The sequence below is a fragment of the Arcobacter acticola genome, assembly GCF_013177675.1.
Lineage (GTDB): Bacteria > Campylobacterota > Campylobacteria > Campylobacterales > Arcobacteraceae > Aliarcobacter > Aliarcobacter acticola.
The window spans coordinates 903,163-924,627 of the sequence record NZ_CP042652.1 but is presented as its reverse complement, the minus strand read 5'-3'; the positions used below and the strand labels follow the sequence as shown (position 1 = coordinate 924,627).

Genomic DNA, 21,465 nt, shown 5'->3' with positions numbered 1-21,465 from the left:
TGATTAAAAATGACCCACTTGCAGATTAAAATTGTACCATTATTTTTCGTTATTTTAGTCTTTTAAATTTTGTTTATTTTTTGATTTTGACATTAAATCTTTCATTCTCCAACTTGGACCATTAATTAAAAATGGATGGGAATGATGCAGAAGTCTATCTAGTATTGCTGTTGCTATTACATCATCTCCAAATATTTGTCCCCATTCTTGAAACTCTTTATTTGAAGTAACTATAGTTGAAGCTTTTTCATATCTTTTTGAAATTAGTCTAAAAAATAGTGATGATGTCTCTTTAGATAGTTCTAAATATCCTATTTCATCAATAATTAATAGTTCTATTCTACTCATGGTTTCAAGATAATTTGTAATTGTATTTGATTTATTTGCAGCAATTAATTCATTTGTTAAATCTTCTGCACTTATAAATCTTACTCTTCTTCTTTGTTTGGTGGCTTCCAATCCTAACGCAATTGAAAGGTGAGTTTTTCCAACCCCTGGAGCTCCTATTAAAAGTACATTTGTTGCACTTTCTAAAAAACTTAAAGTTGCTAGTTCTTTGATTAGTTTTTCATCTACTTGTGGCTGAAAGCTAAAATCAAACTCATCTAAAGATGCAAGATATTTAAATCCTGCTTTCTTTATTCTTGCATTTATTGATCTATCTACTCTATCTATTATTTGTTGTTGCAATAGTTTATAAAGATACTCTTGATAAGATATCTTTGTTTTAACTGCATCCATAGCAAGAGTTTCATAGTTATCAATTACAGATGTAAGTGATAGTAATTTACAATAACTCTCAATATTAGCTTTCATTGAGCCATTCTCTAAGGCAACTGGTCCTGAGTTTCGTAAGTTTGTAGTATTTCTTGTTCTCATATTTTATAATCTCCTAAATCTCTTTTTATATTTGCTGTTGGTAATTTAATATTAAACAAATTTAATTGTTCATTTTTGGGTTTAGTTTGTTGAGTGATATATCCCTTAATAATTGTGATACTATAAATATTAAGACTAAAGCACTCTTCCATTGCCATAATACAATCTGAATCATCGTAATATTCAAATAGATTTGCTATTTTATAAAGATGGTAAGCTGGATTTATTCTTTTTGCGACTTTTACATTTTCAATAAATTTATTGATATTTGTATAATGTGCAAATCTTTTTATGAGTCTAGATATTGAAACTGCAATTGAATCAAACTTATTATCATTTCTATATCCACTATAATGTTCTTTATCAATGATTACTTCACCTTTTTTCATACTAAGACTATGAGAGGCAATGAGTTTATTTTTACTTGAATATATTTGTAAAGTTGTACCATAAAGTAATCGAAGCCATACTTCTTTACTTGCAAAGTAATGGGGTACTGAATATTTATTTCCTTTATATGAAATTAAACATTCTGTTGTAACTTTTCTAAACTCTTCTTTAAAGCCAACATATCGTTTTAATTCACCTGTTATTGGATTAATTGGAAGTGGTTTTAAAAAGTTCATTTCCTCTTTTTCATAAAGTACTTTTGTGATTTGCTTAGTTGTTCCATGTAATTCTAAATTATGAACATCTTGAAATTGTTTTAATCTATTTCTTAAATCTTCAAAGCTTTTAAAACTATTACCTGTTATAAAATGTGTTTCTAAATAACTAAATACTGATTCTACTTTCCCTTTACTCCAAGGATGGGAGGGAATACTTCTTGTTGGTTTTATTCCATAAAATCCACACAAAGATAAAAACCTAGGATTCCAAACTAGATTATCTTTAGAGGCATTTGTTACAAATACTGTTGCATTATCAACTTGTATTCTCTCACTTACTCCTCCAAAGAATAAAAAGCTTTCTTCTAAGGCTGTATATACATCACTTCCTGTTACATACAAACTTACATCATAAAATTTATATCTACTAAATCCCAAAATTGTTTGATGAACATTTATCTTTACACTATTACCATCAATTTGAACGGTATATGGACTCCAATCATATTGCATTTGTTCTGCTGGTTTAGTTTCATATCGCATAAATGCACTAGGAGATGTCTTTGTGACATCTTGTTTGATTGGTTTTAAAATATCCCTAATATAAGCATACAAAGCATATTGGCTTCCACTATATCCTTTTGATTTCATATCTTTTAAAATACGACTGGCTTTTAGATTTTTCTTTAAAAAGGATTCTTTTATAAAATTAATAAATGGCACTATATGTTCATTTATTTTCTTCTCACCTCTGTTATATAAAGGTATTTCCTCACTTACTAATGCTTTTTTTACAGTATTTCTACTGATACCTAACATTGTAGCAATAGTTCTTGTTCCTAAATTTGGATTTTTAACTTTTAAATTACGAATAGTTACCCAATCCTCCATACTAATCATCTCCTTTTACCTTTCATCATAATTATTATTTCTTATGACAAAAGAGTATATATTTTTAGTTTACAGGTGGGTCAAAAGTTTTCAAAATAGTGGGTCAATTTTCAGTCAAAAAATTCAATTTCTTTTAGAAGTATTGTTCTCTAATATTTTATCTTCAATAACTTCAATTCCTTTATTATTTAAACTTTCTAAAAAAAATTTTAAATGAGTGTAAACATTGTCTTCAACATTTATTTTCAAAGTATGCATTATGATCTCCTTATTATTTATATTCATTTAGCTTTTAATTCTTCTAATGAAATATATTTTGCATTATTGTTATTGATATTCTCAATCCGTTCTTTTAAAGTATCTTCATGCCATGATGGAGATTCTATTTTTAAATCTTCCGATTCTAAAGTAGCCCAAATTTCATTCATCAATATAATTCTATCTTTTATATCAAGTTTTTTTATTTCATCTATACTCATTTGATTTCTCCTCTTAGAACTTATTATTTATTATAACAAAGTAATTCATAGTTTTATATCCACTATCTTTTGAATAAATATCTTTCATCTATATAGATTGTTTATTCATTTTCTCTCACCCAATCTTTTTAAACAATCATCCAAACCATCTTTCCAGTATGGTATTTCTATATTAAATTCTTTTTTTATTTTCGCTTTATTTAAAAGTGAAAAATGTGGTCTCTTTGCTGGAGTTGGATATTGAAATGTTTCAATTGGATTTATTTTACAATTCAATTTTGCCATTTTCATTATCTCTTTTGCAAAGTCATACCAGCTAATAGCACCTTCGTTGCTATAATTATAAATGCTTAATTTTGAATTTTGAATTTTTGGGATTATATCTAAAATAGTTTTAGCTAAATCTTTTGCATAAGTTGGAGTTCCTACTTGATCAAAGATTACACCTAAAGACTCTTTTTCTTTTCCTAAACGTAACATTGTTTTTACAAAGTTATTTCCATAATAAGAGTAAACCCAAGAAGTTCTTATAATAATAGAGTTTTTTGGATTTATATTTATCATTTCATTTTCACCATCAAGTTTTGATTTACCGTATATTCCTTGAGGATTTGTTTGATATTCTTCATAGTATGGTTTAAAGCTTTTTCCATCAAATACATAATCAGTTGAGATATGAATTAATTTTATATCTAATTCTTCTGATATTATTGCTAATTTTTTTACTGCTTTTCTATTTACTAGGTCTGCATTTTCAATATCAGTTTCTGCTCTATCTACTGCTGTATATGCTGCGCAGTTTATTATTACATTTATAGAGTTTTTTTCACAGAAAGATTTTATATCATCTTTAGAAGTAATATCTATATTTGTTCTATCTGTGAAAAAGAAAGTATAAGAGTAATCTTTTGATAATTCTCTTATTTCACTTCCTACTTGTCCGTTTGAACCTGTTACTAGAATATTAAGCATTTATTTCCCTAACTTTTTTATTGTTGAATTATTTATTAATGAATTCATTTGCGATATTGCAGTTTTGTTTAGTGACTCTAATCTATTTTGTTGAGATATTCCTCTTTTTATAAGTTCAGCATTTATACTTTCCATATTGGATAAAACTATAAGTTGCTCTACTCTTGCATAATCTCTTATATTTCCTTCTTTCTCTTTATTCTCTTCTCTCCATTGTTTTGCAGTAAGTCCAAATAAAGCTACATTTAGAACATCAGCTTCATTTGCATAAATAACTCCATTTTTTGGTATAAATGTTTTTGGAAGAATATGTTCTTTTATAGCATCCGTATGAATTTTATAATTTATTTTAGAAAGACTTCTACTTAGATCCCATTCTAGAGATTTATTTTCTATTTCGTCTTCTTTAAGTCTTTGAAATTCTTTTATCAAAAATAGTTTAAATTCAGCACTTATCCATGAAGCAAATTCGAAAGCAATATCTTTATGAGCATAAGTTCCACCATATCTACCAGTTTTACTTATGATTCCTATTGCATTTGTTGTACTTATCCATTGTTTTGGAGTTAAAATAAAACTATTTACTCCTGCTTGATTTTTAATTCCATCGAATTCGATGGAATTAAAATCTTGATTATTTATTTTTTCCCAAAGCCCTAGAAATTCAATAGTATCTTTACTTCTCATCCAATTTTGTAAAATATAATCACTTCGATTCAAATCCCTATATCGTGCAATATCAGTTAAAGATATAAAATCTTTTTTTTCATGCTGTCGAATTTTGATATTAGTATCTTGGACTATAATTTCATTAGACATAATAATCAACTCCAAACTCAAACAAATCATTTGTTTCATTTAGTTTTGGTTGTGTTGTGTCTTTTGCTGATAGTTTTAATTCTTCAGTTTTTAGCATCCAATCTATATTTAAAACTGGATCATTAAAAGCTATTCCTCTATCACATTCAGGAGAATAGTAATTATCAACTTTATATGCAAAGATTGTATCATCTTCAAGCACTACAAATCCATGGGCGAAACCTCTTGGAACTAAAAGTTGTCTTTTATTATCAGCTGTTAATTCTACAGCTACGTGTTGACCGAATGTTGGAGAATTTCTTCTTATATCAACAGCTACATCTAGAACTCGACCTGAGATAACTCTTACAAGTTTTGTTTGTGCATGGGGAGCAAGTTGATAATGAAGACCTCTTAAAACTCCCTTTGAAGATTTTGATTCATTATCTTGTCCGAAGTTTAGTTTATATCCTAAAAATGTTTCTAATTTATCAGCTCTAAATGTTTCTACAAAGTAACCTCTATGATCACCATGAACTGTTGGTTCAATTATTATCACATCAGGAATATTTGTTCTTATAAAATTCATCTTCCAAGACCTCTTGGTTGATTTGCACGTGCTATTAAATATTGACCATATTGATTTTTCTTTAATGGCTCTGCTAATTCTAAAAGTTTTTCTTTTGAGATATATCCCATTTCATATGCTATTTCTTCTAGGCATGCTACTTTTAGTGATTGTCTATTTTCTATTGTTTGTATAAAAGAGCTTGCTTCTAGTAAAGATTCATGAGTTCCTGTATCAAGCCATGCGTATCCTCTTCCCATTAATTCTACTTTTAATCTATTTTCATTTAAGTAATCTTGATTTAAAGTTGTGATTTCTAATTCACCTCTATGGCTAGGTACTACTGCTTTTGCTTTTTTTACTACATCAGATGGGTAGAAATATAATCCTACTACTGCGTAGTTTGATTTTGGGTCTGTTGGTTTTTCTTCTATTGAAGTTACATCACCATTTTCATTAAATTCAGCAACTCCATATCTTTGTGGATCTGAAACGTAATATCCAAATACAGTTGCTTTATTTTCATCTTTAGCATTTTTAATACTTTGAGAAAGAAGTTGTGTTAATCCATGACCATAGAAAATATTATCACCAAGAACTAAACAAGCATCATCACCATTTAAAAATTCTTCACCTAATAAAAAAGCTTGAGCTAATCCATCTGGAGAGGGCTGAACAACATAAGGGCACCTCTAAAAATTAGTCAATATTCATAAAAATTGAAAATATTCATAAAATCACTGATGATGTATACTTTGCAATAAAGCGACAAAACCCTTTATGTAAGGCTTTTTGTAGGACTTTTTAGCTAAAATATCTATATAAATATAGGTACAAAGGTTAAAAAATGGCAGGACTATTTGACTACGAATTTCAATTGGAAAAAATCAATAAACATCAACCACCGCTACAAAAACTAAACAAGATTATTGATTGGGAGATGTTTAGAGAAACAATTGAATCAGCTTTAGAAAAAGAGGATAGAAAGTCAAATGCAGGAAGAAAGCCATACGATAAATTGCTAATGTTTAAAATTTTAATACTTCAACGATATTATAATCTTTCAGATGAACAAACAGAATTTCAGATCAAAGATAGATTATCATTTTTAGATTTTTTAGGATTGCAAATCGGTGATGATGTACCAGATGAAAAGACTATATGGTTGTTTAAAGAGCAACTAAAAGAGAAAGGTTTATCCAAAAAATTATTTGAACTATTTACCTCTAAACTTATCTCAAATGGAATAGTTGCCAAAGAGGGGACAATCGTTGATGCTTCATTTGTAAATGTACCCAAACAAAGAAATACAAGAGATGAAAATAAACAAATCAAAGAGGATAAAATGCCACAAAGCTTTGAAGACAATCCAAATAAAAAAGCTCAAAAAGATTGTGATGCAAGATGGACAACAAAAGGAGGTCAAAGAGAATATGGATATAAAGATCATGTAGCCTCAGATCAGAAAACTAAAATTATCACTAAATATGAAGTGACGCCAGCTTCAACCCATGATTCACAAGTGGTTAAAGATTTGATAGATGGAGATGATAATACCCTCTATGCTGATAGTGCTTATAAATCTGAAGAGACTGAGCAATATCTCGAAAGTAAAAATGTGAAATCAAAAGTTATCAAAAGAGCCTACAGAAACAAACCCTTAACCAATGCCCAGCATAAAGAAAATTATAAACACTCTAAAACAAGAGTAAGAGTTGAACATATATTTGGAACACTTACAACTCAAATGCATAATGCACTTAATCTTCTCTCAATTGGAATAGATAGGATAAAGTCCACAATAGGACTTACGAACCTTACCTACAACTTAGTCAGATACGAACAGATGGTTAGATTACAAAAGGTAAAATTGATATGAAAAGAGTTGGGAAATGGATGAAATATCCAAAATATTAGGGTGATTTCCACAAAATTCTTAGTAAAGTTCAGTTAGAATTGGGCTGAGATTTTTTAAAAATCAAAAAAAGTAAAAGTTGGGAGCTTTAAAAGGTATTTTTAGAGGTTCCCATAAGAAAATTCCATTCCTAAATCAGAACCATCACCTAAAAGTTCTTCAAATCTTGGCAAATCATGTGGAGTAGATATAATAAGCACTTCTTTTATACCTGCTAACATTAGAACTGATAATGGGTAATAGATCATTGGTTTATCATATATTGGAACTAGTTGTTTTGAGACACCTTTTGTTAGGGGATATAGTCTTGTTCCTGAGCCTCCTGCTAGGATTATGCCTTTCATTTTTGGTCCTTTATTTTAATTGATTCATTAGCTTTATTAATAATATTGTTGAGTAAGCCTGCTCTTCCAATTACTAGCATTTTCATAAAATTCGTATTCCCTTCATAGCTTCTTTCTCTATAAGTCTATTTTCATCTTTAGCGATTACTATGTCAACAGGTTTAAATAATAAATCTTCTAAAATAGTTTTCAATTTAATTTTTTTCTTAAATAAATCTTCATTAACTTCAGAGATGATATATAGATCAATATCTCCACCTTTTTTACCATCGTCTATTCTACTACCAAAAAGATATATAATTGTTTCTCCAAAAATAATATTTACTTTATTTTTGATAAGATTAATTTCATTTGTTGATAGTCTCAAAAGAGGCCTTTATTTTTTTTGTAATACTTATTAGATATTTCACATTTTTAATCAAATAATTTATAGCTTCTATTTTTTCATCTTCCTCAGAAGGATAATCATGAGATATACTATTTCTAATACCTCTAAACTCACTCCATATATCTATATCAATAATTTTTTCTTTATCTAGTTCTTTTAAAAGTTCTAAAAAGTTTTTATCTTCAATAGGATATTGTAAAACAGTTAAATATTCTCTAAATATTTTTGTTCCCAATAGATCTTGAAGTTTTGAAAATCTAAATGCTAACACATCTAATTTATCTTTATTTTCTACAGAGATACTTTCAATTTTATTACTATCCAATGGATATAATTTTTCTAAAGTAATTAAAACACTTTCTAACCTATCTATATGTAGTTGTGCTTCTTGTAGATGAAATTCTAATTTTTTATAAATATCCATTATTTGTCCTAAAGTATAAGTATTTTAATTTTCATATTCACGATTTGAAATATATTTTACGTTTGCTATTTTTTCTTCTAAAACTTCTTCATACCATGTTGGAGATTCTATTAACTCACTTTTTATTTCAACACTTTAGCAAATGTTGTTAATCAAAATTATTTTGTTAAATAATATTATAGCAATTCTTAAGTATTTTTCATGAAAGTTGAAGATTTTAACTAAAAATCACTAAATAACAACTTTAGATATTAAATCAAAAAATATTCAGAATATATATGATTTGTCTTTTTATTCACTAACACATTTAGTATTTATATAATTCAAAGTATTATTAATTATTTCTATTAATCTTTTTGAATATTCTAAAACTTCATCAAAAATATCAACGAGTTCATCTTCAATATTTTCAAAAGTCCTCTTTTTTAATTCCAATTTTAATGCACTCATCATAATAAAATAGCTCCTTTAATAATATGCTTTGTAAAAGGATTTTTAAATTCTCCATCATCTAAAACAATATCAAGTTTTTGTTCTTCGAAATGATCAAAAAAATCTATTCTTAGTAATCTAAGATCTTTTTTTGTTACTTCTTTTGAGACAACCAATAAATCAATATCTCCACCTTTTTTTGTATCATCAACACGACTTCCAAATAAATATAGTTTTGCACTTGAAGAAATAGAATTAAGTTTGTCTTTTAAAACTTTGATTTGTTTTTCAGAAAGTCTCATTTATTTCTCCTATATTTTTGTTTATTATATCAAAAACTGCAATCTATTTAAGAATTACAAAATATCCGGAATATCTATATTTGTTTCTCTTTCACTATCAGCAACGTTTTCAAATATCACTTCAATAGGACTAGAGCTATTATCATGTTCTTTATCCACAAATCTAGTAAGAGCTTTTTGGAAGTTCAGTTTTACAGTACCAATAGGTCCATTTCTTTGTTTTCCTATGATTACTTCTGCTTCTTCTTCTGGTTTATTTATAAATTTTGATTTATAATCTTCACCTTTGTCTTTGGCTTCTTTTTCTTTTCTTGCTTCATCTCTTTCTTTATAAACATCATCCCTATAAACAAACATTATAATATCCGCATCTTGCTCGATAGCTCCTGATTCCCTTAGATCTGAAAGCATAGGTCTTTTATCAGGTCTATTTTCAAGTCCCCTATTCAACTGAGAAAGTGCAATAATAGGAATTTTCATCTCCCTGGCAAGCATTTTTAAACCCCTTGAAATATCAGAAACCTCTTGGTGTCTATCTTTGTTTCCAGTTCCTTGCATTAGTTGAAGATAATCAATAATTACAAGTTTTATATTATTTGCTTCATTTTGTGCAAGTTTTCGCACCCTAGCACGAAGCTGATTAATATTTATACTTCCACCATCATCAACAAATAGTTTCTTTGTATTTAAATCATCAAAAGCAGAGCTAAGATTTGACCATTGGTTATCATCCATATCACCTTTTCTAAGATTTTGTAAAGGAATAGAAGTTTTTGCAGAAAGCATTCTTAGCATTAGTTGTTCCGCTGGCATCTCTAAAGAAAAGAATATTACACCTTTTCCATTTTCAACATTTTTCAAAGCCATATTCAAAACAAGTGCGGTATTATGAGTTACTGTCATATCTTCTAGTAAAAAAAGTTTATTACCATCTATTTCAAAACCAAAATATTCATCTACTATGTCTTTTTCAATTTTTATTTCAAGTAAATTAACATCTTGTTTAGATTTTGATATATATAATTTTTTATTCTCAAAATACGTTATATAACCTAAAGAATCTGCTAGAAATTTGATTTTTCCTGTCTCATCTAAATTTTCATCAAAAATAATATAATCTTTTACTGTAGTAGAATTATTATCAATGAAGAAATTTAATTCTTCTTCTCTTTTTAAAACTGATAAATTTTCATTTTCAAACTCAACAGAAACTTTATATCCCTTATAATTGCTTTTAAATTTAGGTGATTTTTCTAAAAATTCTTTTACATTTATATTTAATATATCTCCATTTTTATGTGGACCTTCAGTTCTACTTCTTTTTAAAGACAAAATATGAGATTCATTAACACGATAATCAATACTTTTATTTTGTCGAATCCAATACATTTGCTCACGCCCAGATGTTGTTGATAACACATTTCTAGGCTTTGAGTCATCACCCATTAGTTTATCACCTATTTTTACATCTTCAACATTTTTTAAAGTTCCATCAAACATCACTACTTTTGTTCCACGACCAAGACATTTACCCATCGCCGGTCTTGCTGCAATAATAATCAAATCCCCTTCATTAAATCCTGTTGTTCTTCTATCTAGGGCTTCAAATCCTGTTGTTTCACCTATTAGGTGTTTATTTCCTAATTTTTTCATTCTTTCTATATATGAAAGAGTGTCATTGGTGATTACATGCATATCTTTTAGTTCAGATGTTGCTGAATCTGTTGAGATTTTATAAAGCTCTCCTTGAATAGTATCAAGGGCTTCATTTGCACTCATCTCTTCTTCGATCGCTACTTTTTTTATAGTTGTAGCAAGAGTTGCTAGTTCTCTTTTTACAGAACCATCTTTTATTTCTCTAACATATGCTAGGGTATTTGTAATTGGGTTTGCTGAAAGTATTTCTAATAAAATAGAATCATCTACGTCTTTAGAATCTAATCTTTTTTTAATAAATTCTTCATCTATTGGCATATCATCATTATGAAGTTTTACCATTACTTCAAATATTTTTTTATGAGCAGGAAGATAAAAGTCTTTTGGTTTTAATACTCCTAATACATCCTCTAATTCTTCAGGATTAAAAAGTATCGAACTTAAAACTGCTCTTTCTATATTTATACTGTAAACACTATCCATTTATTCTCCAATTTTTAAGAATGACACTTTATCTGAAATCAAGTTAGTAGCTAATAAAATATAATAGTAAAAATAAAATACTTAAGTAATCTGAAGATCTATCATAATAGTGAGATAAAAGGAAGAGTTTTTAGAATAGAAAATACAAATTATTCTCTATTCTAATTTTAAAATTTATTTTATTTTTTTAGCTTCAAATTCTACTTCTTCAATAAATCTATTTATCAAAGCATCTCCTGAAAGCTTAGCTATAATCTCGCCTCTTTTCATAACAAGACCAGAACCTTTTCCAAAAGCGATTGCAACATCTGCTGATTTTGCTTCTCCGATTGCATTTACAACACATCCCATAACTGAAACATCAAGTGGTGTTTTTATATGTGATGTTCTTTTTTCGATTTCAGCAACTGCACTTACTAAATCAGCTTCAATTCTTCCACAAGTTGGACAAGAAACGATATTTAAGCCCTCTTTTGCAATTCCTACATCTTTTAGTATTGCTTTTCCAACTTTTATCTCTTCTTCAAGCTCACCTGTCATTGAAACTCTAAGTGTATCTCCTATTCCATCAAGTAAAAGTGAACCTAATGCAATAGATGATTTTATAGTTGAGTGAAATTGAGTTCCAGCTTCTGTAACTCCTAAGTGAAATGGATAATTATTCATAGGTCTTAAAGTTCTATATGCTTCTACAGTTCTTTGAACATCACTAGCTTTTAGTGATATTTTCATATTTGTAAAACCTAAGTCCTCAAGATATTTTATATTATAATCTGCACTTGCAACCATTCCTTGTGGTGTTTGTCCATATTTATCTTCAAATTGTTTTTCAAGCGACCCTGAATTTACTCCAATTCTAATAGGTATATTTCGCTCTTGGCAAGCCTTAACAACTTCTTGAACTCTTTTTTTATCTCCAATATTTCCTGGATTAATTCTAATACAATCTACAACTTGGGCAGCAATTAAAGCTAATTTATAATGAAAATGAATATCTGCTACAAGTGGTAAATCAACTTGTGATTTAATTTCTTTTAATGCTAACGCTGCTTCCATATTTGGAACAGCAACTCTTACTATATCAGCACCTGCAAAATGTAAAGCTGTAATTTGCTCAACCGTAGCTTTTACATTAGATGTTTTTGTAAATGTCATTGATTGTACGGGGATTGGAGCATCTCCTCCAATTGGTACGTTTCCGACGAATATTTGTTTTGTTGGGTATCTTTTTATCATGGGGAAATTTTATTGTAATATATATTAAATTCAAGTGAATTATTTAGCCTTCATAAATAAAAAAGTAACTTAATATAATGTTTAAATTTTAATTTGATAAAAAATTGATTTTAAATTAAAGTTTTATTTTGAAAATATTAGATACAATGCACGCATTATAAGAAAAGGATTTTTATGCAAGATTTTGCTATTTTTGATTTAATAATACTTAGTATTACTCTAATTTTGGGACTAAAAGGTCTTTTTAGGGGATTAATAAAAGAAGTATTTGGCATTATTGGAATCATCGGTGCAATATTTGTAGCATCTAGAATTTCAAAAGAGATTGGTGATTTAATAGCTCCTATCTTAGTTCTTGAAAACGAAGCAACAATAAAATTAATCGGTTTTGTAACTGCATTAGTTGCTGTTTGGCTTGTGGTTTATAGTGCAGGTGTGATAGTTAGTAAAATATTTGCAGCAAGTGGATTAGGGATTGTTGATAGAATTTTTGGATTTATATTTGGTGCTGCAAAAATATTTTTAATATTTTCTGTTATTGCTTATGCCCTTTACCAAGTACAATCTTTCAAAAAAGTTATAGACGAAAAATTTGCTAATTCAGTTGTAATGCCTCATTTAATAAGTGTAGGTTCATATATTATCAAACTTGATACAACAACAATAACAAATAGTATTGACAAAGCTGTTGATAATGCTAAAGGCACTACAGCCGCTGTAATTGGAGATACTACAAATAATATAAAAGATGGAGTTGATTCAACACTAGATGGTGTAAAAGATGCAGTAGAAGAAGAAGTTGTACAAAGAGTTGAAGAACAAATTCAAGAAACAACAAATGAAACTGCTGGACAAATAAATTCTGTAAAAGAAAAATTTAAAAGTATCGCAAACAAACCAGAAGAAAATAAATAAAGGAATTTAATATTGTTCGAAAATACATATATACAACAAAGAATAGAAAAAGCAGAAAAACTAAGAGAAGTTGGAATTAATCCATATTCAAATGAAAGCGCAAGAAATAGTACAATCGCAAAATTTTTAAATGTAAATAGTGATATTGCACATACAGAAGAAAAAAGAGATGCAAGCAGAACTTACACAGTTGCTGGAAGAATAAAACTTTTTAGATTAATGGGAAAAGCATCTTTTCTTAAAATAGAAGATGAAAGCGGAATGCTTCAAATTTATGTGGCACGTGATAATTTACCAGAAGGTTTTTATAACGATATTTTTAAGAAAAATATTGAAGTTGGTGATATTATTGAAGTTTCTGGTTATCCTTTTGTTACAGGACATGGTGAACTTTCATTACACGCTGACAATTTAAAAATTTTAACAAAAGCTATTTCTCCATTACCTGAAAAATTCCATGGTATTCAAGATAAAGAGTTAAGATATAGACAAAGATATTTAGATTTAATTATGAATTCTGAAGTTCGAAAAACTTTTCATATTAGATCAAAAGTTATTTCATTAACAAGAAGATTTTTTGAAGATAAAGGTTTCTTAGAAGTAGAAACTCCAATGATGCATCCAATCGCAGGTGGAGCAAATGCAAAACCTTTTGTTACTCATCATAACGCTTTAGGAATTGATAGATTTTTAAGAATTGCACCTGAGTTATATTTAAAAAGATGTATTGTTGGTGGATTTGAAGCTGTATTTGAAATAAATAGATGTTTTAGAAATGAAGGAATGGATGCAACTCATAATCCTGAATTTACATCTATTGAATTTTATTGGGCTTATAAAACTTATAAAGATTTAATTGTTCTAACAAAAGAGTATTTTGAGTACTTATTTGAACATTTAGAATTACCAACTGTTTTACCATATGGTGAACTAAAAATTGATTTTAGTAACTTCACTGAAATTCCATTAATTCAATCTTTAGTAGAAATCGGTGGAGTTCCTGCTGATATTGTTGAAGATAAAGATAAAATTATTGCATTTATGAAAGAAAATAAATTAGAAGTAAATGCTAAAATGAACATTGGACAACTTCAAGGTGAGTTATTTGATGAATATGTTGAAGCAAAACTTATAAATCCAACATTTATCACTGAATATCCAGTTGAAATTTCTCCACTTGCTAGAAGAAATGATGAAAAACCTCATTTAACTGATAGATTTGAGTTATTTATAGCAGGAAAAGAAATTGCAAATGCATTCTCTGAGTTAAATGATCCCCTTGATCAACTTCAAAGATTTGAAGGTCAAATGGAAGCAAAAGAGTGTGGTGGAGATGATGAAGCACATGAAATGGATGAGGATTTTGTAAATGCTCTATCTTATGGAATGGCTCCAACAGCAGGTCAAGGTATTGGTATTGATAGATTAGTAATGATGCTTACAAATGAGCACTCAATTAGAGATGTATTACTTTTCCCAGCAATGAAACCAATTAAACAAGAAATTAATCTTCTTGATGAAGAAGTGTAAAAGAGTGAAATTATTCACTTTTTAAGTAAAAATAAAACATAATAAAAATTAAAAATTAAATTAAAAAGTCCAAGGAGAATAGATATGAGTTTTTTATCAAATGCAAATTTAGAGCAAGCAGATAATGAAGTTTTTTCAATAATTGAAAATGAGTTAAAAAGACAAACTAATCACTTAGAAATGATTGCAAGTGAAAACTTTACAAGTCCTGCAGTAATGCAAGCTATGGGTTCAGTATTTACAAATAAATATGCTGAGGGTTATCCTTATAAAAGATATTATGGTGGATGTGAATTTGCTGACCAAGTTGAGCAATTAGCAATTGACAGAGCTTGCGAAATCTTTGGTTGTTCTTACGCAAATGTTCAACCACATTCTGGAAGCCAAGCAAATGGTGCTGTTTATGCTGCATTATTAAATGCAGGAGACAAACTTTTAGGTATGGATTTATCTCATGGTGGACACTTAACTCATGGGAGCAAGCCTTCATTCTCTGGTAAAAACTACTCTGCATTTTATTATGGTGTAGAATTAGATGGAAGAATTGACTATGAAAAAGTAATGGAAATTGCAAAAGTTTGTCAACCTAAAATTATAGTTTGTGGAGCTAGTGCATACGCAAGAGAAATTGATTTCTCTAAATTTAGAGAAATAGCTGATGCTGTTGGTGCTATTTTATTCGCTGATATTGCACACATTGCAGGACTTGTTGCTGCTGGTGAGCATATGAGTCCATTCCCTTATGCAGATGTTGTTACAACTACTACTCACAAGACTTTAAGAGGTCCAAGAGGTGGTATGATTATGACAAATAATGAAGAAATCGCTAAAAAAATCAATTCTGCAATTTTCCCAGGATTACAAGGTGGACCACTTGTTCATGTAATCGCTGCAAAAGCAGTTGCATTTAAAGAGATTTTAGATCCTTCATGGAAAGTTTATGCAAAACAAGTAAAAGCAAATGCAAAAGTACTTGGAGAAGTTCTAATGAAAAGAGGATACGATATCGTTTCAGATGGAACAGATAATCACCTTGTATTAGTATCTTTCTTAAATAAACCATTTTCAGGTAAAGATGCAGATGCAGCTTTAGGAAATGCAGGAATTACAGTAAATAAAAATACAGTTCCAGGAGAAACTAGAAGTCCATTCGTTACTTCAGGTATTAGAATTGGATCTCCAGCTTTAACTGCACGTGGTATGAAAGAAAAAGAGTTTGAAATTATTGCAAATAAAATTTGTGATGTTTTAGATAATATTGAAGATTCAGCTTTACATGCAAAAATAAATAAAGAGCTAGAAGAATTAGCAGGAAATTTTGTTGTTTATACTCAATCAACTTACTAGTATTTCTAAATAATTAAGGATAAGTTATGCAAATAAAAGGCGAAGAGTTCATAAAAAAGGTTCAGCTTCAACAAGAGCGTGAAGAACTTGAACGAAAATTAAATGAACTTGAAGAAGTGGAAATGTCAATACAAGATGAACCTGTAATTCTATCAAGAAGCATTAACAATACTGCTAATGAAGTTGATAATGACGTGGAAATGAATGATCATGAACTTAACAATATTATGTTAGGTTCATCAAACAATTCAAATGAAGAAAATAAGAAAAAATACCTAATTTTAGGTATTGTTCTTGTTGTTTTATTTTTATTAACAATTATTATTATTCGTCTTTTATCAGGTGATACAACAAAAGAAGATCAATTTACTTCTAATAATGCAAACTCTAATGAGATTAAAAAATTATCTGAAAATAGCAATATTGAAGAAAATTTCCAAAAAATCATTAATGAAAGAGTAAAAAAAGATTCTTCAGCACCAATGGTTCCTGAAATTGCAAAAACAACTGAAAATGCTCAACAAACTACTGCAAATACTTTAGAAGGTAATGAAACTATTCAACAAGATGAAGCACCAAGTGGTATTACAAATGAAGCTTTAGATGAGACTATTAAAAAAATAGAAGAAAAGAAAGCTGTTCAAAAAGAAAAAGTTGTTGAAAAAGTAACTAAAAAAGAACCTGTTCAAAAAGAAAAAGTTGTTGAAAGAAAAGTAGAAGAAAAAAAAGCAAGTAAATATGTAGCTGAAACTTCATCTTCTGATATGACAAAAGGCTATTTTGTACAAATAGGTGCTTTTTCTAAAAAACCATCTGATAGTTATATTAATACAATTAGAAATGAGAAGTTTAAATATAAAATATATCAAACAGAAATAAAAGGAACTTTATACAATAAAGTTTTAATAGGCCCTTATTCTTCAAGAGCAGCAGCAAATCAAGATATGGATGCTATAAAAGAAAAACTAAGTGTTACAAACGCTTTTATAGTTAAATTTTAGAAGTGAATTACTATGAATTTTTATAGTAAAGAGCTTTTTTTAGATCAATTTACTCCTGTTTCAATATATGAAAAAGTGAAATCATTGTATAGGGATGAAATCACTTTTTTATTCGAAAGTACTATTAACTCAAGTGATGGAAATTATTCTTATATCATAATTGGTGCACGAGAGCGAGTTTGGTATGAGAACAATACTTGTTTTTATAAAAATGAACAAGGTATTACTGAAACCGTAGAATCAAATCCTTTAAAATTTTTAAAAAGATATTATAAAAACTTTGATAAACAAGTTTATAAAGATAAATCTGAAGAATTAGGTATTGGCTTAATCGATGGTTTTATTGGAAATGTTGGTTATGATATTGGAAAAGAGTTTGAACCAAAATTAAAAGAATCTATGAATGATTTACTTGATCAATTAAATATTCCTGATTTAGATTTAATTAGACCAAATATTATTTTAGGATTTTCACATAAAACTTCAAAATTAGTAATGGTAACTTCTGTTGATTCTAAAAAAGAAGAATTATCAAAGATAGAAGATATTTTATTTACTACGTATACTTATTCACCTTTGAAAAAAGCAACAATTTTAGATGATGGAAAATTTAACTTCACAAAAGAAGAATTTTTTAATATGGTTGCTGTTTCAAAGGAAAAAATAAAAGCTGGTGATGTTTTTCAAATACTTATGTCAAATAGATTTATTCAAAAAGCAAAAGTTGATCACTTAAGTTTTTATAGAGCATTAAGAAGTAAAAATCCTAGTCCATATTTATTTTTATTAGAGTTTGAAAAATTCTCAATTGCAGGGAGTTCTCCTGAAGTTATGATAAGACTTGTAGATGGGCACTTACTTTTAAGACCAATTGCAGGAACTAGAAAAAGAGGTCGAACAATTGAAAAAGACCTTGAGATGGAAAATGAGATGATTAACAATCCTAAAGAAAGAGCAGAACATTTAATGCTTGTTGATTTAGGAAGAAATGATGTGGGACGGGTTGCGAAGCCAGGAAGTGTAAGAGTTACTGATTTAATGAGAGTTGAAAGATATTCTCATGTTATGCATATAGTATCTGACGTTGAAGCTGTGATTGATGATAAATATGACATGTTTGATTTATTTGCAGCTACTTTCACAGCAGGAACAATGACCGGAGCTCCAAAAATCAAAGCAATGGAATTAATAGCTCAAATCGAAGGAATAAAAAGAAACTTCTATTCAGGAAGTATCGCATATTTTGGTTTTGATGGAAATATGGATTCAGCCATTACTATTAGAACTACAATGCTAACTGAAGATACTGTGATTTTCCAAGCAGGTGCAGGAATTGTAGCTGATTCAAATCCAGATGATGAATACCTTGAAGTTCATAATAAACTTGCTGCAAATATTGCAACACTAAAAGATCTATCTTAAAATTTAAACACCAACAAAAAGAGTTCCTTTATTAAATATTGGCTATGATTTCACTCATAAAAGCCAATATTAAAGGATGAATTTTGTTACTTGGTGTAAATATCGACCACATTGCAGTTTTAAGAGAAGCTAGAAAAATAAACGACCCAAATCCCCTTGATGCTCTTGGCATTTGTAAACTTGCAGGTGCTAATCAAATCACAATTCACTTAAGAGAAGATAGACGACATATTCATGATAATGATGCAATTGCTATTATTCAACACTCAGCTTTACCTGTAAATTTAGAGTGTTCTATTAATCCTGAAATTATTGATATTGTTTGTAAATTAAAACCTGCTCGAGCGACATTAGTTCCTGAAAATAGAAATGAAGTAACAACAGAAGGTGGTCTTGATGTAAAAGGAAATTATGAAAAACTTCAAAAAGCAATAGATAAACTTCATGCAAATGAAATTGAGGTTTCATTATTTATTGATCCAAAAGATGAAATAATTGAATTATCTAGCCAACTTGAAGTTGAATGGATAGAGCTTCATACAGGAACTTTTGCAAATGTTTATGCAATGCTTTATACAAACTTAGCACAAACACATCACACAATAAAAGAGTTAGAGTTAAGTAAAGCTGAACTAAAAAGCAAATTAGAAAAGTCAATAAAAGAGATAGAAACATCATCAAAACTTGCAAAAAAACTAAATCTAAAAATAGCTGCGGGGCATGGATTAAACTATCAAAATGTAACATTAATCTCTAAAATTCCTGAAATTATAGAGTTAAATATCGGACAAAGTATTATTGCTAGATCTGTATTTAAAGGTTTAGAAAAAGCAATACTTGATATGAAAGAGTTAATAAAAAATGATTGATAAAAAACCAAAAATAGCAATAAGTATTGGTGATTTAAATGGAATTGGAATTGAAATTGCATTAAAATGCCATGAAAAAATATCAAAATTATGTACTCCAATTTATTGTATAAATAACAAAATGCTAAAACTTGCATCAAAAGAATTAAAAATGGAAATTCCAAATGATTTTGAAATTTTTAAAACTAGAGGTGAGTTTGAAATAAAACCAGGAACTGTTTCAAAAAAAGCAGGGAAATACTCTTATGACTCTTTTATGGATGCTATAAATCTAGCAAAAAATAATGAAGTAGATGCAATTTGTACTCTTCCTATAAATAAAGAAGCTTGGAATAAAGCAAATATTAAATATAAAGGCCATACTGAAGTTCTAAGGGATTTTTTTGGTAAAAATGCAATAATGATGCTTGGATGTAAAAAAATGTTTGTAGGCTTGTTTACGGAGCATATTCCCCTTAAAAAAGTTGCAAAGAAAATTAAAGAAGAAGAGCTTACTACTTTTTTAATTGATTTTTATAAAAACGTTAAAAATGACAATATAGGTGTTCTAGGATTAAATCCACATGCTAGTGATAATGGTGTTTTAGGTGATGAAGAAGTACAAATTTTCAAAGCAATAAAAAAAGCAAATAAAGCCTTAGAAAAAAATGTTTTTAAAGGACCCTTGGTTCCAGATACTGCATTTTCACCACTTTCAAGAAAAAACTATAAATATTTTGTTGCCATGTATCATGATCAAGGATTAGCTCCATTGAAAGCTTTATATTTTGATCAAAGTATAAATGTAAGTTTAAATCTTCCAATAATAAGAACTTCAGTTGACCATGGAACAGCTTTTAATATTGCATATAAAAATGAGAAAGTAAACACAAAAAGTTACCTAAATGCAATCAAAGAAGCAATAATTTTAATATCAAATAAAGAATGAAAAGCTTAGAGGCTTGTTATGAAATTAATTTTTCAAAAATTAATTTCATAGAGCGAAAAATAAAAATAGAAGATTCAAAAACCATAATAAGTGGTGCTTCTAAAACTGGAAAAAGCTACTTGATTTATGATTTTCTATCAGAATTTAAAGCAAAAGATTACATATATATAGATTTATTAGATTTAAGAAATGATATTAATGAAATATCTCAAAATTTAGCTAAATTTATTAAAATGAATGAAATAAGCGTTTTAGTAGTAGAAAATTATAATTTTCAATTTGAACTTCCTTCTTGTGAAAATACAATTATTTCAATGCTTAAATCAGAAAAAATAAAAGGTTTTAAAAATTTAATAATTGGTGCATTAGATTTTGAAGAGTATTTACTACATGATAGTAAACATCAAAATATTACTCAAAGTTTTAATAGTTTTTTAAAATTTGGGAATTTACCTGAATTAATAAATATTGAAGAATATAAAAAAATTCAACGTTTACAAGAAATTATATATCTTCAATGTAAAGATGAAACTCAATATGAAATTTTTAAGATTTTAATTGAAAACATTGATGAAAAGAAATCATTATTTCAACTTTTTAATACTTTAAAATTAAAAATTAAAATTTCAAAAGACAAATTTTATGAAATTTGTAAACAATATGAAAACAATAAGTCTATTTACTTTTTACAAAAATATAATCAAGAAAAAGCAACTAAAAAGATATACTCATACAATCACTCATTTTTTAATGCTATTTCCCATACAAAAAAGTTTAAAAATGAATTTTCTAACTTAGTTTTTTTGGAACTGATAAATAAATTTGATGATATTTATTATTTAGATAGTATTGATTTTTATATTCCATCAAAAAATATTGCAATAGTGCCTGTTCCATTTTTTAACACTTTTTTAACGGGTAATTTAGTGAAAAGAATAATAAAAAATGCACAAGAATTAAATATTAATGAGGTAAATATTATTTCCATTTCAAATAATGAAAAAATTTCCGATTCAAAATTAAAAATAAATGTTATTCCATTTTATGAGTGGGCGTTAAGCTAAGTATTTGTTAATGA

General features: G+C 28.1%; 22 protein-coding genes and 2 pseudogenes. 9 read left to right on the top strand and 15 right to left on the bottom strand.

Annotation, left to right across the window (positions count from 1 at the left end; all coding sequences use genetic code 11):
* Positions 1–54 precede the first annotated feature (54 nt).
* From istB to AACT_RS04745, 8 genes and pseudogenes are all read right to left on the bottom strand, one after another.
* On the bottom strand, positions 55–879 hold the full coding sequence (gene istB / locus AACT_RS04775; protein WP_216658220.1) for an IS21-like element helper ATPase IstB: 825 nt from the start codon (positions 877–879) through the stop codon (positions 55–57).
* Positions 876–2,387 (bottom strand): IS21 family transposase, encoded by a 1,512-nt coding sequence (gene istA, locus AACT_RS04770; RefSeq protein WP_172125449.1) that lies wholly within the window; start codon positions 2,385–2,387, stop codon positions 876–878. The genes istB and istA overlap by 4 nt, the downstream gene beginning before the upstream one ends.
* Before the next feature lie 114 nt (positions 2,388–2,501).
* Positions 2,502–2,636 carry a hypothetical protein gene (locus AACT_RS15600; RefSeq protein ID WP_272953564.1) on the bottom strand — a complete coding sequence of 45 codons (135 nt, stop codon included), beginning with the start codon at positions 2,634–2,636 and terminating at the stop codon, positions 2,502–2,504.
* 23 nt (positions 2,637–2,659) lie between these two features.
* On the bottom strand, positions 2,660–2,857 hold the full coding sequence (locus AACT_RS04765; protein WP_172125447.1) for an addiction module protein: 198 nt from the start codon (positions 2,855–2,857) through the stop codon (positions 2,660–2,662).
* Positions 2,858–2,962: 105 nt separating this feature from the next.
* Positions 2,963–3,829 (bottom strand): dTDP-4-dehydrorhamnose reductase, encoded by an 867-nt coding sequence (rfbD, locus tag AACT_RS04760; RefSeq protein ID WP_172125445.1) that lies wholly within the window; start codon positions 3,827–3,829, stop codon positions 2,963–2,965.
* A complete protein-coding gene (locus tag AACT_RS04755) occupies positions 3,830–4,648 on the bottom strand; it encodes a KilA-N domain-containing protein (protein ID WP_152240881.1) in 819 nt (272 codons plus the stop codon). It abuts the gene before it with no gap.
* Complete coding sequence (gene rfbC, locus AACT_RS04750) at positions 4,641–5,216, bottom strand: dTDP-4-dehydrorhamnose 3,5-epimerase (protein ID WP_172125443.1); 576 nt, start codon at positions 5,214–5,216, stop codon at positions 4,641–4,643. Before rfbC ends, AACT_RS04755 begins: the two co-directional genes overlap by 8 nt.
* Positions 5,213–5,878, bottom strand: a pseudogene (locus tag AACT_RS04745) (sugar nucleotidyltransferase); the annotation flags it as partial. The gene rfbC and the pseudogene AACT_RS04745, both read right to left, overlap by 4 nt.
* A 164-nt stretch (positions 5,879–6,042) precedes the next feature.
* On the opposite strand from AACT_RS04745, the gene AACT_RS04740 reads away from it, so the two are divergent.
* Positions 6,043–7,074, top strand: a complete 1,032-nt coding sequence (locus AACT_RS04740) for an IS5 family transposase (protein ID WP_172125441.1) — start codon at positions 6,043–6,045, stop codon at positions 7,072–7,074.
* Between the two features lie 149 nt (positions 7,075–7,223).
* Here AACT_RS04740 and AACT_RS04735 read toward each other — a convergent pair.
* From AACT_RS04735 to ispG, 7 genes and pseudogenes are all read right to left on the bottom strand, one after another.
* Positions 7,224–7,454 (bottom strand): annotated as a pseudogene (locus AACT_RS04735) (sugar phosphate nucleotidyltransferase); the annotation flags it as partial.
* 82 nt (positions 7,455–7,536) lie between these two features.
* A complete protein-coding gene (locus AACT_RS04730) occupies positions 7,537–7,821 on the bottom strand; it encodes a nucleotidyltransferase domain-containing protein (protein ID WP_172125439.1) in 285 nt (94 codons plus the stop codon).
* Complete coding sequence (locus AACT_RS04725) at positions 7,802–8,266, bottom strand: hypothetical protein (protein ID WP_172125437.1); 465 nt, start codon at positions 8,264–8,266, stop codon at positions 7,802–7,804. The genes AACT_RS04730 and AACT_RS04725 overlap by 20 nt, the downstream gene beginning before the upstream one ends.
* Positions 8,267–8,557: 291 nt before the next feature.
* Positions 8,558–8,719, bottom strand: coding sequence for a hypothetical protein (locus AACT_RS04720; protein WP_172123747.1), 162 nt, complete (start codon positions 8,717–8,719; stop codon positions 8,558–8,560).
* Complete coding sequence (locus tag AACT_RS04715; protein ID WP_172125435.1) at positions 8,716–9,000, bottom strand: nucleotidyltransferase domain-containing protein; 285 nt, start codon at positions 8,998–9,000, stop codon at positions 8,716–8,718. The genes AACT_RS04720 and AACT_RS04715 overlap by 4 nt, the downstream gene beginning before the upstream one ends.
* A 54-nt stretch (positions 9,001–9,054) precedes the next feature.
* On the bottom strand, positions 9,055–11,139 hold the full coding sequence (gene dnaB / locus AACT_RS04710; protein ID WP_172125433.1) for a replicative DNA helicase: 2,085 nt from the start codon (positions 11,137–11,139) through the stop codon (positions 9,055–9,057).
* A gap of 174 nt (positions 11,140–11,313) precedes the next feature.
* On the bottom strand, positions 11,314–12,375 hold the full coding sequence (ispG, locus tag AACT_RS04705) for a flavodoxin-dependent (E)-4-hydroxy-3-methylbut-2-enyl-diphosphate synthase (protein WP_172125431.1): 1,062 nt from the start codon (positions 12,373–12,375) through the stop codon (positions 11,314–11,316).
* Positions 12,376–12,549: 174 nt separating this feature from the next.
* Here ispG and AACT_RS04700 point away from each other — a divergent pair, with 174 nt between their 5' ends.
* From AACT_RS04700 to AACT_RS04665, 8 genes are all read left to right on the top strand, one after another.
* The gene (locus tag AACT_RS04700) at positions 12,550–13,290 is read left to right on the top strand and encodes a CvpA family protein (RefSeq protein WP_172125429.1); all 741 of its coding nucleotides are present in this window, start codon (positions 12,550–12,552) and stop codon (positions 13,288–13,290) included.
* A 12-nt stretch (positions 13,291–13,302) separates the two neighbouring features.
* The gene (lysS, locus tag AACT_RS04695) at positions 13,303–14,820 is read left to right on the top strand and encodes a lysine--tRNA ligase (RefSeq protein WP_172125427.1); all 1,518 of its coding nucleotides are present in this window, start codon (positions 13,303–13,305) and stop codon (positions 14,818–14,820) included.
* Between the two features lie 84 nt (positions 14,821–14,904).
* On the top strand, positions 14,905–16,167 hold the full coding sequence (locus AACT_RS04690; RefSeq protein ID WP_172125425.1) for a serine hydroxymethyltransferase: 1,263 nt from the start codon (positions 14,905–14,907) through the stop codon (positions 16,165–16,167).
* Positions 16,168–16,193: 26 nt separating this feature from the next.
* Complete coding sequence (locus tag AACT_RS04685; RefSeq protein ID WP_172125423.1) at positions 16,194–17,168, top strand: SPOR domain-containing protein; 975 nt, start codon at positions 16,194–16,196, stop codon at positions 17,166–17,168.
* A gap of 12 nt (positions 17,169–17,180) precedes the next feature.
* Entirely contained in the window at positions 17,181–18,590 is a 1,410-nt protein-coding gene (locus AACT_RS04680) for an anthranilate synthase component I family protein (protein WP_172125421.1), read from the top strand.
* An 83-nt stretch (positions 18,591–18,673) separates the two neighbouring features.
* On the top strand, positions 18,674–19,459 hold the full coding sequence (locus AACT_RS04675) for a pyridoxine 5'-phosphate synthase (RefSeq protein ID WP_172125419.1): 786 nt from the start codon (positions 18,674–18,676) through the stop codon (positions 19,457–19,459).
* Positions 19,452–20,387 carry a 4-hydroxythreonine-4-phosphate dehydrogenase gene (pdxA, locus tag AACT_RS04670; RefSeq protein ID WP_172125417.1) on the top strand — a complete coding sequence of 312 codons (936 nt, stop codon included), beginning with the start codon at positions 19,452–19,454 and terminating at the stop codon, positions 20,385–20,387. Before AACT_RS04675 ends, pdxA begins: the two co-directional genes overlap by 8 nt.
* A complete protein-coding gene (locus tag AACT_RS04665) occupies positions 20,384–21,451 on the top strand; it encodes an ATP-binding protein (RefSeq protein WP_172125415.1) in 1,068 nt (355 codons plus the stop codon). Before pdxA ends, AACT_RS04665 begins: the two co-directional genes overlap by 4 nt.
* Positions 21,452–21,465 lie beyond the last annotated feature (14 nt).